Annotated in this window: 16 protein-coding genes; 7 read left to right on the forward strand and 9 right to left on the reverse strand. The window is 70.5% G+C overall.

Going from position 1 to position 14,183, the window contains the following annotated elements; genetic code table 11:
- Positions 1-17: 17 nt before the first annotated feature.
- The 8 genes from ABZ877_RS06555 to ABZ877_RS06590 form a co-directional block, all read right to left on the reverse strand.
- Positions 18-257: a hypothetical protein gene (locus ABZ877_RS06555; protein WP_361065345.1), complete on the reverse strand. Its 240-nt coding sequence runs from the start codon at positions 255-257 to the stop codon at positions 18-20.
- Complete coding sequence (gatA, locus tag ABZ877_RS06560; RefSeq protein ID WP_361065349.1) at positions 254-1,747, reverse strand: Asp-tRNA(Asn)/Glu-tRNA(Gln) amidotransferase subunit GatA; 1,494 nt, start codon at positions 1,745-1,747, stop codon at positions 254-256. The genes ABZ877_RS06555 and gatA overlap by 4 nt, the downstream gene beginning before the upstream one ends.
- Positions 1,748-1,752: 5 nt before the next feature.
- Positions 1,753-2,049 (reverse strand): Asp-tRNA(Asn)/Glu-tRNA(Gln) amidotransferase subunit GatC, encoded by a 297-nt coding sequence (gene gatC / locus ABZ877_RS06565; RefSeq protein ID WP_018531282.1) that lies wholly within the window; start codon positions 2,047-2,049, stop codon positions 1,753-1,755.
- 75 nt (positions 2,050-2,124) lie between these two features.
- Complete coding sequence (locus ABZ877_RS06570; RefSeq protein WP_361065558.1) at positions 2,125-4,431, reverse strand: bifunctional diguanylate cyclase/phosphodiesterase; 2,307 nt, start codon at positions 4,429-4,431, stop codon at positions 2,125-2,127.
- Positions 4,432-4,925: 494 nt separating this feature from the next.
- Positions 4,926-7,097, reverse strand: a complete 2,172-nt coding sequence (gene ligA, locus ABZ877_RS06575; protein WP_361065562.1) for an NAD-dependent DNA ligase LigA — start codon at positions 7,095-7,097, stop codon at positions 4,926-4,928.
- Between the two features lie 149 nt (positions 7,098-7,246).
- On the reverse strand, positions 7,247-8,266 hold the full coding sequence (locus ABZ877_RS06580) for a methionine synthase (protein WP_361065353.1): 1,020 nt from the start codon (positions 8,264-8,266) through the stop codon (positions 7,247-7,249).
- Positions 8,267-8,309: 43 nt separating this feature from the next.
- On the reverse strand, positions 8,310-9,017 hold the full coding sequence (locus ABZ877_RS06585) for an SDR family oxidoreductase (RefSeq protein WP_361065356.1): 708 nt from the start codon (positions 9,015-9,017) through the stop codon (positions 8,310-8,312).
- Positions 9,018-9,042: 25 nt separating this feature from the next.
- The gene (locus tag ABZ877_RS06590) at positions 9,043-9,588 is read right to left on the reverse strand and encodes a TIGR00730 family Rossman fold protein (protein ID WP_361065359.1); all 546 of its coding nucleotides are present in this window, start codon (positions 9,586-9,588) and stop codon (positions 9,043-9,045) included.
- A 62-nt stretch (positions 9,589-9,650) separates the two neighbouring features.
- Between ABZ877_RS06590 and ABZ877_RS06595 the strand changes: the two genes are divergently transcribed.
- The 5 genes from ABZ877_RS06595 to ABZ877_RS06615 all read left to right on the forward strand — a co-directional run bounded on the left by ABZ877_RS06595 (position 9,651) and on the right by ABZ877_RS06615 (position 12,347).
- Entirely contained in the window at positions 9,651-9,995 is a 345-nt protein-coding gene (locus ABZ877_RS06595; protein WP_361065362.1) for a DUF427 domain-containing protein, read from the forward strand.
- Positions 9,996-10,046: 51 nt separating this feature from the next.
- Positions 10,047-10,418: a hypothetical protein gene (locus ABZ877_RS06600; protein ID WP_361065364.1), complete on the forward strand. Its 372-nt coding sequence runs from the start codon at positions 10,047-10,049 to the stop codon at positions 10,416-10,418.
- Positions 10,419-10,618: 200 nt separating this feature from the next.
- On the forward strand, positions 10,619-10,942 hold the full coding sequence (locus ABZ877_RS06605) for a hypothetical protein (RefSeq protein WP_361065367.1): 324 nt from the start codon (positions 10,619-10,621) through the stop codon (positions 10,940-10,942).
- Positions 10,939-12,057, forward strand: coding sequence for a hypothetical protein (locus tag ABZ877_RS06610; RefSeq protein ID WP_361065370.1), 1,119 nt, complete (start codon positions 10,939-10,941; stop codon positions 12,055-12,057). The genes ABZ877_RS06605 and ABZ877_RS06610 overlap by 4 nt, the downstream gene beginning before the upstream one ends.
- Before the next feature lie 11 nt (positions 12,058-12,068).
- Complete coding sequence (locus ABZ877_RS06615; RefSeq protein ID WP_361065373.1) at positions 12,069-12,347, forward strand: hypothetical protein; 279 nt, start codon at positions 12,069-12,071, stop codon at positions 12,345-12,347.
- 21 nt (positions 12,348-12,368) lie between these two features.
- Here ABZ877_RS06615 and ABZ877_RS06620 read toward each other — a convergent pair whose 3' ends face one another.
- Entirely contained in the window at positions 12,369-12,905 is a 537-nt protein-coding gene (locus tag ABZ877_RS06620; protein ID WP_361065376.1) for an ATP-binding protein, read from the reverse strand.
- 183 nt (positions 12,906-13,088) lie between these two features.
- On the opposite strand from ABZ877_RS06620, the gene ABZ877_RS06625 reads away from it, so the two are divergent.
- Positions 13,089-13,943 (forward strand): DUF5753 domain-containing protein, encoded by an 855-nt coding sequence (locus ABZ877_RS06625; RefSeq protein WP_361065380.1) that lies wholly within the window; start codon positions 13,089-13,091, stop codon positions 13,941-13,943.
- 12 nt (positions 13,944-13,955) lie between these two features.
- On the forward strand, positions 13,956-14,153 hold the full coding sequence (locus ABZ877_RS06630; RefSeq protein ID WP_361065383.1) for a DUF397 domain-containing protein: 198 nt from the start codon (positions 13,956-13,958) through the stop codon (positions 14,151-14,153).
- Positions 14,154-14,183: the final 30 nt, after the last annotated feature.

Consider the following 14,183-nt stretch of genomic DNA (forward strand, 5'->3'; position numbering starts at 1 on the left):
GTGTTGGTACTTCCCTCTCAGCCCAGCAGGACGTCGTCGTCGCCGATGCGCTTGAGCTCGCGCAGCAGCAGGGCGAGGCCGGTGGCGATGGCGGCGGCGGAGACGACGGCGTCGACGAGCCGGAGCGTGTCGTTCTCCGTGCGCGCCTTCTTGGCCTGCTTCAGGACGCTGATCGCGCCGAACGCGGTCGTCCCGATCGACAGGTACGTGCCGGACTTGGACTTCTTGAATCCCTTGGCCTTACCAAGTGCACTCACAGCGACGGAGCCTCCTCGAGCAGCGGGTGCCCCCACTTTTCCACGAAGGCGGCCTCGACGGCGGCACCCACCTTGTACAGGCGGTCGTCCTTCATGGCGGGAGCGATGATCTGCAGGCCGACCGGCAGGCCGTCCTCGGGCGCCAGGCCGCAGGGCAGCGACATGGCGGCGTTGCCGGCCAGGTTGGTCGGGATGGTGCACAGGTCCGCGAGGTACATCGCCATCGGGTCGTCGGCGCGCTCGCCGATCGGGAAGGCGGTGGTCGGCGTCGTCGGCGAGACGATGACGTCCACGGTCTCGAACGCGGCCTCGAACTCGCGGGTGATGAGCGTGCGGACCTTCTGGGCGCTGCCGTAGTACGCGTCGTAGTAGCCGGAGCTGAGCGCGTACGTGCCCAGGATGATGCGGCGCTTGACCTCGTCGCCGAAGCCGGCCTCGCGGGTGAGGGCGGTGACCTCCTCGGCGGAGTGCGTGCCGTCGTCGCCGACGCGCAGGCCGTAGCGCATGGCGTCGAACCGGGCGAGGTTCGAGGAGCACTCGGACGGCGCGATCAGGTAGTACGCGGACAGCGCCAGGTCGAACGTCGGGCAGTCCAGCTCGACGATCTCGGCGCCGAGCGACTTCAGCAGCTCGACCGACTCGTCGAAGCGCTGCACGACACCGGCCTGGTAGCCCTCGCCGCGGAACTGCTTGACGACGCCGACGCGCATGCCCTGCACCGAGCCGTTGCGCGCGGCCTCGACGACCGGCGGGACCGGCGCGTCGATGGAGGTCGAGTCGAGCGGGTCGTGCCCGGCGATGACCTCGTGGAGCAGCGCGGCGTCCAGGACCGTACGGGCACAGGGCCCGCCCTGGTCCAGGGAGGACGAGAACGCGACCATGCCGTACCGCGAGACGCCGCCGTACGTGGGCTTGACGCCGACGGTGCCGGTGACGGCGGCGGGCTGACGGATCGATCCGCCCGTGTCCGTGCCGATGGCGAGCGGGGCCTCGAAGGCGGCGAGCGCGGCGGAGGAACCGCCGCCGGAGCCACCGGGGATGCGGGTGAGGTCCCAGGGGTTGCCGGTCGGGCCGTAGGCGCTGTTCTCGGTGGAGGACCCCATGGCGAACTCGTCCATGTTGGTCTTGCCGAGGATGACGACGTCGGCCGCCTTCAGCTTCTTGGTGACCGTCGCGTCGTACGGCGGGATCCAGCCCTCGAGCATCTTGGAGCCGACCGTGGTCGGGACGCCCTCGGTGGTGAAGATGTCCTTCAGCGCGAGCGGGACGCCGGCCAGCGGGCCGAGCTTCTCGCCCTTGGCGCGCTTGTCGTCGACGGCGCGGGCCTGCGCGAGGGCACCCTCGCGGTCGACGTGCAGGAAGGCGTGGACCTTCTCGTCGACGGCCTCGATCCGGGCCAGGTGGGCCTCGGTGACCTCGACGGCCGTCAGCTCGCCGGAAGCGATCTTCTCGGCGGTCTGGGCGGCGGTGAGCTTGATGATGTCCGTCATGGTGATTAGTCCTCCCCCAGGATCTGCGGCACCTTGAAACGCTGCTGCTCCTGGGCCGGGGCGCCGGAGAGCGCCTGCTCGGGGGTGAGCGACGGACGGACCTCGTCCGCGCGCATGACGTTGGTCAGCGGCAGCGGGTGGGAGGTCGGCGGTACGTCTTGGTCGGCGACCTCGCTGACGCGGGCGACCGCGCCGATGATGTCGTCGAGCTGGCCGGCGAAGTGGTCGAGCTCTTCGGGCTTCAGCTCCAGACGCGCCAGCCGGGCGAGGTGGGCGACCTCCTCGCGCGTGATGCCAGGCATGCAGCGATCCTCAGGGTGGGAGTGTGTGGTTTGGCCCCAATCCTATGGGGCCCGACCCCGTGCCCGTACCCGCCCTCAGCCGAGGGGGTGCGGATCGTCCCCCGGGACCGCCGGGAGCGCCGCCGGTGTGCGCTGCCAGCCGCGCGATCCGCGCGCCCGCAGCCAGGCCGTCGTCTCGTCCGGCGGCATCGCGGCGGCGACGAGCCAGCCCTGCACCGCGTCGCACCCGAGGTCGCGCAAGCGCTCCCACGTCTCGTCGTCCTCGACGCCCTCGGCGACGACGAGCAGCCCGAGGGAGTGGGCGAGGTCGACGGTGCAGCGGACGATCTCCGCGTCCTCGGTGTCCACGGCGAGCCGGGCCACGAACGAGCGGTCGATCTTCAGCTCGCTCACCGGCAGGCGCCGCAGGTGGACGAGGGAGGAGTAACCGGTGCCGAAGTCGTCCAGGGACATCTTCACGCCGTGCCCGGTGAGCCCGGCGAGGGTGTCGGCGGCGCGCTGCGGGTCCTCCAGGAGCACGTGCTCCGTTATCTCCAGTTGCAGCGACCCGGCCGGGACGCCGTGGCGGGCGAGGCGCGCGGCGACGGCGCCCGCGAAGCCGGGGGTGTGCACGTCCCTGGGCGAGACGTTGACCGCGACGGGCACGTGCAGGCCCTGGGCGCGCCAGCGGGCGACCTGGGCGAGCGCGGTGTCCAGGACGTACTCGGTCAGGTGCGGCATGAGTCCGGAGGACTCGGCGATGGCGATGAACTCGTCCGGCGGAACCTTCCCGCGCTCGGGGTGCACCCACCGTACGAGCGCTTCGAGCCCGGCGACCTGGCCGTCGAAGCGGACCTTCGGCTGGTAGTGCAGCTCGACGTCCCCGGCGTCCAGGGCGAGTCGCAGATCGCCGAGGAGGCCGAGCCGGTCGGGGGTGTTGGAGTCCCGCTTGGACTCGTACACCTCCACGCCCGTACGGTCCCGCTTGGCCTGGTACATCGCGACGTCGGCGCGGCGCAGGAGCCCTTCGGCTTCGAGCGCGTGGTCGGGGAAGACGGCGAGCCCGGCGCTGGCCTCCAGGACGAGCGTGAGCCCGTCGAGGTCGAGGGGTGAGCCGAGCGCGGCGACGAGGTTGCGGGCGACGCGCGAGGCGGAGGTCGTGGAGTCGGCGACGGGCAGCAGGACGGCGAACTCGTCGCCGCCGATGCGTGCCGCCTCCGCGCCGCGCGGCAGGGCCGCTCTCAGCCGGTCGGCGATCTGCAGCAGGAGCCGGTCACCGGCGAGATGGCCGAGCGTGTCATTGACCGAACGGAACCGGTCGAGGTCGATCAGCATGAGCGCGCTGCGCGCCCCGATCCGCTCGGCGTCGGTCAGCGCCGACCACGTGCGCTCAAGGAGCCACTGGCGGTTGGGCAGCCCGGTGAGCGGGTCGCGCAACTGCTCCTCGGCGCGGGCCCGCGCGATCCACAGCGTGGAGTCCAGCGCGACCAGCGGGATCGCGAACAGCGGGAGCAGCACCGGCAGGGCGATCGCGACGACGCAGACCAGCGGCGCGATGCCGAGCAGCGCGACCCCGACGAGACCCTGGCGGAGCAGCGCGGGCCGCGCCAGGGTCGGCAGCCCGGCCGGGCGCGGCGTGTGCACGTACCAGAGCAACGCGCGCGTGACGAGCAGGTACGCGGCCGCCACGAGGACGATCTCGGGCACCGCGGAGAAGCTCCACGTCTGCGGCGACCAGGGGGACTCGACGGACGGGACGCGGCCGAACGCGGCGAGGACGAGGGCGCCCGCGCCGATGCCGAGGATGTCGATGGAGCCGTGCAGCGCGCCCTGGCGCCAGCGGTGGCGGCGTGCGGCGCCGACGAGGACGACGACGGTGAGGCTGACCATGCCGGCCGGCACCCAGCCGTACAGGAGCAGGACGGCGAGGGTGAGGGCGGCGCCCGAGCCCGTCCCGCCCCACCAGCGGTCGCGGCCGAGGGCGACGAGGTGGCCGACGATGATGCCGGTCAGGACGGCGAGGGACCAGCCGACGGTGCCGGACGGGAAGAGCGCGTGGTGGCCCGCGAAGGCCCGGTAGAACCCGGCGCCGAGGACGACCGCGGCGAGGGTGACGATCGCGCCGGGCAGCAGCGGCGGCGCCGCGGCCCGGGAGCCGGTGTCGGCCTGTCCGGCGAGCTGGTTCCCGGCCGGGGTCGCGACGCCGACGGTGCCGGGGGCGGACGGTCCGGCGGCGCCGGTGCCGGTGGCGACCGGGGTGAACGGGACCGGGGTGTTCGTGGCGGCGGAAGACGCGCCGGGCGGTTTCGTCCTGGACCGGCGGGTGCCGGTTGGCCCGCCCGGGTGACCGGCACCGCCGCGCGCGGCCGACGGGTCCTCGGCCCCGCGCGCCTTGCCGAACAGCGCGCCGGGTCCGCCCCCGGCCGCCCGGTTGCCGGCTCCGCGCGCCAGGCCGGGCGCCGCTCCGGGGCGGCCGCTGCCCGCGCGCAGCAGGACGCGTCCCGCGTCGCGCCACCAATTGCGCCAGTTCACCACATCACCGCGCTCGTTCTCCCCGCGACCGCTCTCGCTGCCGTCGCCCCCGCTCTCGTGTGCCTCCGCGCGCCGCCGGCGGCGGCGCGGACGCAGGTGTGAGTCCGGGGCGGCGCTCTCGGTCGGTTCCATTCCCGTCCCTCTCACAGCCGGCGGTGCCCACATCCACTGCCCGCTCCCCCGGCCTTTCCGTGAACCGGGAGATGTGCCCCATCCGCAGCAGGACATGGCAGACGCACACACTCAACATTAGGCCGCGGAACGCTTCCACGGGCACCAGACGGCCGTGCCCGACCGCTGTTGCCCGATTGCGGCCTGGCCACCCGTATGCATCTGGTATGCGCCGATCGGGTGGCCTTCAACCGCTACTCCTGGGTCGGTTCTTCCGCGGGAAGCGCCACTTCGGCGGCGGCTTCGGGCCCCTGGTCGAGCAGAACGCCGAATCCGTCCTCGTCGAGAACCGGAACCTTCGCCTGCACGGCCTTGTCGTACTTGGACCCGGGGTTCTCCCCGACGACCACGAACGACGTCTTCTTGGAAACGGAACCGGTCACCTTGGCGCCTCTGCTCTGCAGGGCCTCCTTGGCGCCGTCCCGCGTGTAGTTCTGCAGCGTGCCCGTGACGACGACGGTGAGCCCTTCGAGCGGCCTGGGCCCCTCGTCCTCGCCCGCCCCCTCGTCCTCCAGGCGCACCCCGGCCTCGCGCCACTTGCGCAGGATCTCGCGGTGCCAGTCCTCGGCGAACCACTGCTTCACGGACGCGGCGATGATCCCGCCGACGCCCTCGGTGGCGGCGAGCTCCTCCTCGCTGGCCTGGTCGATGCGGTCGATGGAGCGGAACTCGCGGGCCAGCGCCTGGGCGGCGACCGGGCCGACGTGCCGGATCGACAGACCGTTGAGGAAGCGGGCGAGCGGGCGGTCCTTGGCCGCCGCGATGTTCTCCAGCATCGCGACCGCGTTCTTCTTCGGCTCGCCCTTCTGGTTGGCGAAGACGCGGGCGACCTTCTCCTCGCCGGTCTTCGGGTCGCGCTTGGGCAGCCCGCTGTCCGGGTCGAGGACGTATGCCCTGATGGGCAGCAACTGCTCCATGGAGAGGCTGAACAGGTCGCCCTCGTCGACGACGGGCGGCTCGGAGGGTTCGAGCGGGGCGGTGAGCGCGGCGGCGGCGACCTGCCCGAAGTTCTCGATGTCCAGGCACTCGCGGCCGCCGAGGTAGAACAGGCGCCCGCGCAACTGGGCGGGGCAGCCACGGGCGTTGGGGCATCGCAGGTCCTTGTCGCCCTCCTTCATGGCCCGCAGCTCCGTGCCGCACTCGGGGCACTCGGCGGGCATCACGAACTCCCGCTCGCTGCCGTCGCGCAGGTCGGCGACGGGCCCGAGGATCTCGGGGATCACGTCACCGGCCTTGCGGATGACGACGGTGTCCCCGATGAGCACGCCCTTCTTCTTCACGACCTCCTGGTTGTGCAGCGTGGCGAACTCGACCTCGGAGCCCGCCACCTGCACCGGCTCCACCTGCGCATACGGCGTGGCCCGCCCCGTGCGCCCCACGCTCACCAGGATGTTCACCAGCTTGGTGTTGACCTCCTCGGGCGGGAACTTCCAGGCGATGGCCCAGCGCGGGGCGCGCGCGGTGGAGCCGAGGCGGCCCTGGAGTCGGATCTCGTCGAGCTTGACGACGACGCCGTCGATCTCGTGCTCCACGGAGTGCCGGTTCTCGCCGTAGTGGGCGATGAACTCGCGCACGCCGTCGAGGTCGTCGACGACCCTGTTGTGCTTGGCGGTGGGCAGCCCCCACTCGTGCAGCAGCTCGTACGCCTCCGAGAGCCGCTCGATCTCGAAGCCCTCACGCGCGCCGATGCCGTGGACGACCATGTGCAGCGGCCGGGTGGCCGTGACGCGCGGGTCCTTCTGGCGCAGCGAACCGGCCGCCGCGTTCCTCGGATTGGCGAAGGGCTTGTCGCCGGCCTCCACCAAGCGGGCGTTCAGCCCCTCGAACTCCTCCATGGGGAAGAAGACCTCGCCGCGGATCTCGACGAGGGCGGGGACACGGTCGCCCTTGAGACGGTCGGGGATCTCGGCGATCGTGCGCACGTTGGGCGTGATGTCCTCGCCGATGCGGCCGTCGCCGCGCGTGGCCGCGCGCGTGAGCCGCCCGTTCTCATACGTCAGGTTGACCGCGAGGCCGTCGACCTTCAGCTCGCACAGGAAGTGGTAGCCGGGGCTGCCGACGTCCCTGGCGACGCGCTCGGCCCACGCCGCCAGTTCGAGGTCGTCGAAGGCGTTGTCCAGGGAGAGCATGCGCTCGCGGTGCTCGACGGAGGTGAACTCCGTCTCGTACGCCCCGGAGACCTTCTGCGTCGGCGAGTCCGGGGTGCGCAGCTCGGGGTAGCGCTCCTCCAGCGCCTCCAGGGAGCGCATCAGCTTGTCGAACTCGGCGTCGGAGACGACCGGCGCGTCCTTCACGTAGTAGCGGAAGCGGTGCTCCTCGATCTGGTCGGCGAGCCGGCCGTGCTCGTCCCGCACCTCGGGGGGCACGGGGCTCTGCGCCGCGACCTTGTCGACCCTGGCCTGCCCGCGACCGGCCTTGCCGGTCTGTTCGGCCTTCCCGGTTCGTTCGGCCTTCCCGGTCTGTTCACCCTCTGCGGCAGCCACCGTCTCGTCCTCCCGTTGCCTTCGGTCCCCGGTCACTCCGGGTTGTCCGCGAGTGATCTTGCCGCCCGGGCACAGTGGGCGAGCGCCGCACGGGCGTACGCGGGTGAAGCGCCCGCGAGCCCGCACGACGGCGTGACCGTGACCGCGTCCGCGAGCGAACCCGGATTCAGCCCCAGCCTGCGCCACAGCGTCCTGACACCCATGACGCTACCGGCTGGGTCCGACAACCGGCCGTCCACACCGGGCACGACACCGGCGAAGAGCTGAGTGCCTCCCTCGACCGCCTCCCCGATCACCTCGTCGTCACGCTCCGTGAGCAGCGAGAAGTCGAACGAGACCGCGTCGGCACCGGCGCGGCGGAGCAGCGCGAAGGGCACGTCGGGCGCGCAGGAGTGCACGACGACGGGCCCTCCCCCGGCGGCGGCCATGACGTCCCGGAGGGTGGACTCGACGAGCTGGCGGTCGACGGCGCGGTGGGTGCGGTACTCGCTGGCGGTCTTGATCTGCCCGCGCAGGACGGCGATGAGGGAGGGCTCGTCGAGCTGGAGGACGATGTCGGCGCCGGGGACCCGGCGCCGGACGTCGGCGAGATGGGCGCGGAGCCCCTCGGCTAGCGATCCGGCGAGGTCCCGGCAGGCGCCGAGGTCGGAGAGCGCGGCCTCCCCGTTCTTCAGCTCCAGGGCGGCGGCGAGGGTCCACGGCCCGACGGCCTGCACCTTCAGCGGCCCCTCGTAGCCCTGGGTGAACTCCTCGAGGGCGTCGAGATCCTCACCCAGCCAGGAGCGGGCGCGCTTGGTGTCGCGTCCCGGCCGGTCGCCGATCCGCCAGCCGCTGGGCTCCACGCGCGCGTAGAGGTCCACGAGGAGCCCGGCGGTCCGGCCGATCATGTCGGCGCCGGGCCCGCGCGCGGGCAGCTCCGCGAGGAACGGCATCCCCGCCTCCGGCCCCTCGAAGGAGCCGGTGACGGTCTTGGCGGCCTCTCGGGCATCGCCGCCGGGCATCGAGCCGACGCCTGTGGCCGGCCCCCACCTGAAGTCGCTCTTTTCGCTCACTCAGGCAGGGTACGTAACGCCGACGGCGCGCTTGCTGTCCAGGTCAGCGTCCCGGGCGCACGGTCAGGTCGTTGACCTCGGCATCGCGCGGCAAATCGAGCGCCATGAGGATCGTCGTGGCGACGGACTCGGGGTCGATCCAGCGCGACGGGTCGTACTCCTTGCCCTCCTGCTGGTGCACCTTCTCCTGCATGGCGCTGGCGGTGCGGCCGGGGTAGACGGAGGTGACCCGCACCCCGTTGTCGTGCTCCTCCTTGCGCAGCGAGTCGGCGAGGGCACGCAGACCGTGCTTGGAGGCGGCGTACGCGGACCACTCCGGCCCCGCGTGGATGCCGGAGCCGGAGTTCACGAAGAGGACGTGGCCCTGGGCGAGCCGGAGCTGGGGCAGGAAGTGCCGGGTCAGCTCGGCGGGGGCGATGAGGTTGACGTTGAGCTGGTGCCGCCAGGACTTCGGGGTCAGCTCCCCGACGGGCCCGAGATCGACGACCCCCGCGATGTGCAGGAGCGAGTCGACGCGGTCCGGCAGCGACTGGTGCGAGAACGCCCAGGACAGCTTGTCCGGGTCGGCGAGGTCGCCGACGAGCGTCCTGGCGCCGGGGAACTCGGCGGCGAGCTCCTTGGCGCGGCCCGCGTCGCGCGCGTGGAGATAAAGTTCGTCCCCGCGCGCGTGGAGGCGGCGGGCGACGGCGGCGCCGATGCCGGAACCGGCGCCGGTGATCACATGGGTGGCTGGGCTGGCTGTGCCTGTCATACGGGCCATGCTCGCACTGTGGGCCCTACTCGATGCCCTGGGACTCCTCCAGGTAGGCCAGGGCGCCCACCGGCTCCTCGGCGAAGAAGACGAGGTCGGTGAGCGGGACGGGCAGGAACCCCTCGTCCTCCATCCGCCGGAACTGCTCCTTGAGCCCGTCATAGAACCCTGCGGAGTTGAGCAGCACGACCGGCATGGTGGTCTTCCCGTGCTTCTTCAGCTCCAGGATCTCGGTGGCTTCGTCGAGCGTCCCGGTCCCCCCGACCATGATCACGACGGCGTCGGCCTTCCCGAGGAGCAGCGCCTTGCGCTCGGCGAGATCCTTGGCGACGACCATCTCGTCGGGGGCGGTGACAGCGCGCGCCTTGGCGGCGAGGAACTCCACGGACACCCCCAGGAGCCGCCCCCCGGCCTCCTGCACCCCGTCGGCGACGACCTTCATCAGCCCGCTCTCCGAGCCGCCCCACACGAGGGTGTGCCCGGCCTTGCCGAGGAGCTCGGCGAATTCGCGGGCGGGGCGGGTGTAGCGCTCGTCGAGGTCGGCGGCGGAGAGGAAGACGCAGATGTTCATGCGACCACGGTACGGGGCCCCGTACCGGGAAGAAGGGCGGCCTCGGCGGCGCTGAACCCTCCATGACTCCTGGAGCTTCCGGAATCCCCGGACACAAGATCACGGTCGAGCAGGGTGCGGAACGGGTGCGGGTGGTGCACGACGGGCAGGTCGTCGCGGACAGCACGCGCGCGCTGGTGCTGCGCGAGACGGGCTGCCCCGTCCGTTACTACCTCCCGGCGGAGGACGTGGCGATGAACCTCCTGACCCCCTCCGACACGACGACGTACTGCCCCTTCAAGGGCACGGCGTCCTACTGGTCGCTGCCGGACGCGGCGGACGCGGTGTGGTCCTACCCCGAGCCGAAGGCGGACGTCGCGGCGATCAAGGGGCACCTGTGCTTCTACGAGGTGGAGGTGGTGGGATAAGGGCTGAGGCCATTCGAGAAGTCATAGGGAAGTCATAGGGGCGGGGCGGGCGTGACGCAGGATTTCGACCATCAGACGGGCGGTCCGCTTCCGGCACACGGCTTCGGTCCGCCCCCGCCGATGTACGCACCGCCGGTCCCGGCGACCGGCCCTGAGTTCGTGGCGGCGGACGACTTCAACGGCATCGTCGTGGACGCCGTGGGAATCCACTTCGAACAGGGCCCGCACAGCATCGAACTCCCCTGGGCCCGGCTGCACACGGTCCGGTTCCACCCTCTCGGCGACGGGCTGTCGGTGACGGCGGTGACGGTGGAGGGGCCGGTGTACGAGTGCCGGGTCCGGGCGCGGAAGAGGTCACTGGTGCCGCGCTGGTGCACGGACCTTTCGGGGGTGCTGCACCACTACCTCGGGGCGCGGGGCTGAGCCCTGCGCTCGCCCAATGGGCGTGCGGGGCCTGGCCACTTGCCGCCTACCCCATTCGGATGAGGCACAAGGAAAGCTTTCCCCCAAGGCCCCACTGATCGAGCCCCACACGGGCCACCGCCCTGACCCCGCTTCTCCTACAACCGGCATCACTACTGTGCCGCTCCCTGCGCTACCGCACCGAGGGAGACGAAGCCGTAGTGACCGCCGACATGAACCTGACCGACGACCCCGTACAACAACGCCTGCTCCGCAAGGCGCTGGAGCAATTCCGCCGCGGCGACGCGGGCCCCGTCCTGAAGGAGATGGCCCAGGAGGTCCTCGCGGGCCGAGTGACCTTGCGCGAGGCGACCCGCATCCCGGCGTACGCGGAGGCGGTGATCGAGCGGGGGCAGGACTTCCGCAGGCACTGGAACACGATCTCGGACCGGGAACGCGAAGACTTGGCCCGGAGCGGTCAACAACAGTTGGCCGCCGAACGGGACCTTCTCCAGGAGGAGCGGGCCGGGCGGAGGCCAGCATGACTCTGGCCGTGAAAACGCAGGACCTGGTGGCATACGCCGGCCAGGTGCACCGAGCGGGTGGGGACTGCGGAAGCGCCCGCGCCTATCTCGATCGCAACAGCACCATCGACTCATCCTTCATCGGCGAACTCTGGAACTCGGCTCTTGGCGATCATATGAAGCGCGTGCGCGACGCTCGAGACGTTCTGCACGGCTTCGACACCATCCTTCACGCGTCAGCGGGAGAGCTGAAGAAGACGGCCGCCTGGTACGACGCGATCGACCTGGATCAGGCGCGAAGGCTGGACGCGGCCTATCCAGCCGCGCAGCCCTCCCCGATCCCCAGGCCCCGGCCGAGCGGCGCTGCGACGTTCCGGGACGTCCGTGATGTCACCGACCGCCTCAAACCGCCAGGCAGTGGAGACGGTTGGCTGCGGGGGCACCTGGCCGAGCTTGACTTCGCTCCCGCCAACAAGGTCGCTGGAACTCTTCTCGACTTCGGCAGCGTCTCCGCGTTGGCGAATGAAGGGATCAAGTTGGCATTCGGCCAGGACATCCTCGGATACGTTGCCAACTGGCTGGCGGGTGACTGGCAGAGCTACGCCGATTGCGCCGACGTCTGGCATTGCCTGGGCAACGCATGCGCCGACATGGCAGCGAACGTCGGGCACGGAAATTCTGTGCTCGACCTCACGTGGCACGGGAACGCCGCCGATGCCGCCTGGAGGTACTTCGACAAGTCGGCCAAGAAGCTGGAGGCGGCTCAAGGTGCCTTCCACGATCTCCGGGACCGCTACCTGAACGTTGCCAAGCTTGTTTTCTCCTTTGCTGAAACAGTGAAGGGAGGAATCGCTGAACTCTGCGACTGGGGGATCCAAGTCGCTGTATCCGCCGCGGCATCCGCCGCAATCGCTGTCTCCGGTGTCGGTATCGCGGGCACATTTGTCGGCGCTGCATACGCGGCTGAGCGGGTGACCGCCATGGTCGAGCGCTACCGGGAACTGACAAAGCAGTATGACCGGCTCATGACCGCCGTCAACGCGACCTTCGCGGGCCTCGGCGGCTTGTGCGCCGTACTCGGAGACATGAGGCAATTCCCCGAGGTCGGCAGTGGCTACAACAACGCCTTGGTGTAGGGAGGGGCTTCATGGATCTCACACAACGAGCCATTAACGAGGCGCGAGAGAACCGGGATCGAAGGTTCACCGCCTTCACCCTCACAGCTTTCGCCGTATTGACCGCGTTCGGAACCGTGACAAGAGCGCTGGACGGCTCCTTCGCCTGGCCGATGATCGGCGTGAATGCCGTTCTGGTCTATGGCGTGCATCTCGGGTTCCAAGGATGGCAGCAAAAGGAGACGCGTCTCTCCTGTGCCGCCATGCTGGCGATCCCCGCACTCTTCCTAGCCGCACATTTCCTCAGATAGCAAGTGCTCACGCCCATCGCCCTACGGTGTCGGTGCTGACGTCCGGGGTGACAGTGGAACGCTCAACTCGAACCAGAGCGTCTTGCCGCCCGGCCCGTACGGCCCCTCCCCCATGGCGCAGCCGCCCCACCGTTCGGCGACGGCGTCGAGGATCAGCAGGCCGCGTCCGCCCACGGCCTCCTCGGCGACCGGCGCGGGCTTCGAACCCGGGAGTGGTGGCAGGTCGGGGCTCATGTCCCACGCGCTGACACGCAGTACGGGGTGCAGCCACTGGAACCGTACGAACGCGGGGCCCTTCGTGTGCCGTACGGAGTTGGTGGCCAGCTCACACATCAGCAGTTCGGCTCTGTCACTGAGTTGAACCAGACCGTGGGCATCCAGCACGGCCCGGAGCGCGAGGCGCGCGACGCCCGGGCCGCGCGGGTCGCAAGGGAAGTGCACCTCGTACTGCCAAGGGGCGGAGAAGGGAAGCGGGGCGGGATCGGGGGTGCCGGTGAGGGGGTCCAGGGCGTGCAAGAGGTAGGGGTCGCTGTCGTGGTCGGTCGTGTCGGTACTCACGTGGCACCTCCTGGGCGCGCGGTCGTGCCGCTGAACGCGAAGACGTGAACTGTTGGCGCGGCAACACCATAGGGGCGCCGACTTAACCCGTGTCATCAGTTCTCACGAACGAGTTAAAGGACGTCATCGAGTGGACTGGCCCGGCGGGCGGTCGGCACACTGTGGCGCGAGCAAGGAGGCCCCATGGCGCCCAGCACCATCCCCGCGATCCGGCTCCGCCGATTCGGCCTGGAACTCCGGCGACTACGCGAGGCGGCCGGCATGTCCGCGTCCGCCGCAGCCACCGCGCTGGGGACGGACCGGACCAACATCTCCAACATCGAGGCGGGCCGGTACGGCATCAGCGAGGAGCGCGTTCGCCGGTTGGCCGCGATCTACGAGTGCAACGACCCCCAGTTGGTCGACACGCTGGCCGCGATGACCGGGGGCGGGCGCAGAGGAGGCTGGTGGGACGAGTACCGCGGCAAGATCCCACACGGGCTTCTCGACATCTCGGAGATCGAGCACTACGCGGTGCATCTGCGCACGCTCCAGACCACGTATCTGCCGGGCCTGTTCCAGACCGAGGACTACGCCCGGGCCATGTTCGACCTCATCGTTCCCAAGCTGCCGCGCCTGGATGTCGAACTGCGTGTCGCCCATCGGCTCGCTCGGCAGTCGGTGATCACCGGGGAGTCCCCGGTCCGGTACACCGGCATCATTCACGAGGCGGCCCTGCGGATGCAGTTCGGCGGTCCGGCCGTCGCCCGGGATCAGCTCCGTCATCTTCTGGAGGAGGGCGAACGCGACAACGTGACCCTGCGAGTGATCCCGTTCGCCAACGGCGGCTTCCCCATGGCCGGGGACTCGATCCTGTACGCCGTAGCCGCCGACCGGCACTTCGACACGGTCCATATGGACTCGCCCGCAGGCCCCCTGTTCTTCGACCTGCCCACGCAGTTGGAGAACTTCCGAGCGCGACTGGACTTGGTCGAACAAGTGGCGTTGACTGCCGAGGCGTCGGCGGACTTCATTCGAACAGTCGCCAAGGAAACGTAAGAGGAGCACGTGGTGCCCGAGCTGGCCTGGCTCAAGTCGTCGTTCTCCGGAGACGGCGGCAACAATTGCGTCGAGGTGGCCACCACCGGAAACGGCGTCGCCCTCCGGGAAAGCGACGCCCCGGAGGACGTACTAGTGACGGGCCGTGCGGCACTGCTCTCGCTCATTCAGGGCGTGAAGGCGGGGACCTGCGCTCCCCCGGCACACTGACCTCCCGCCGCCTAGGAACCCAGCAACAAC

The sequence above is a fragment of the Streptomyces sp. NPDC046939 genome, from assembly GCF_040644575.1.
Classification (GTDB): domain Bacteria; phylum Actinomycetota; class Actinomycetes; order Streptomycetales; family Streptomycetaceae; genus Streptomyces.

Coding starts and splice junctions, on each gene's coding strand:
- ABZ877_RS06615 (WP_361065373.1), top strand. CDS start 12,069: ATGGATCTCACACAACGAGCCATTAACGAGGCGCGAGAGAACCGGGAT.
- ABZ877_RS06590 (WP_361065359.1), bottom strand. CDS start 9,588: ATGAACATCTGCGTCTTCCTCTCCGCCGCCGACCTCGACGAGCGCTAC.
- ABZ877_RS06625 (WP_361065380.1), top strand. CDS start 13,089: ATGGCGCCCAGCACCATCCCCGCGATCCGGCTCCGCCGATTCGGCCTG.
- gatA (WP_361065349.1), bottom strand. CDS start 1,747: ATGACGGACATCATCAAGCTCACCGCCGCCCAGACCGCCGAGAAGATC.
- gatC (WP_018531282.1), bottom strand. CDS start 2,049: ATGCCTGGCATCACGCGCGAGGAGGTCGCCCACCTCGCCCGGCTGGCG.
- ABZ877_RS06610 (WP_361065370.1), top strand. CDS start 10,939: ATGACTCTGGCCGTGAAAACGCAGGACCTGGTGGCATACGCCGGCCAG.
- ABZ877_RS06595 (WP_361065362.1), top strand. CDS start 9,651: ATGACTCCTGGAGCTTCCGGAATCCCCGGACACAAGATCACGGTCGAG.
- ABZ877_RS06585 (WP_361065356.1), bottom strand. CDS start 9,017: ATGACAGGCACAGCCAGCCCAGCCACCCATGTGATCACCGGCGCCGGT.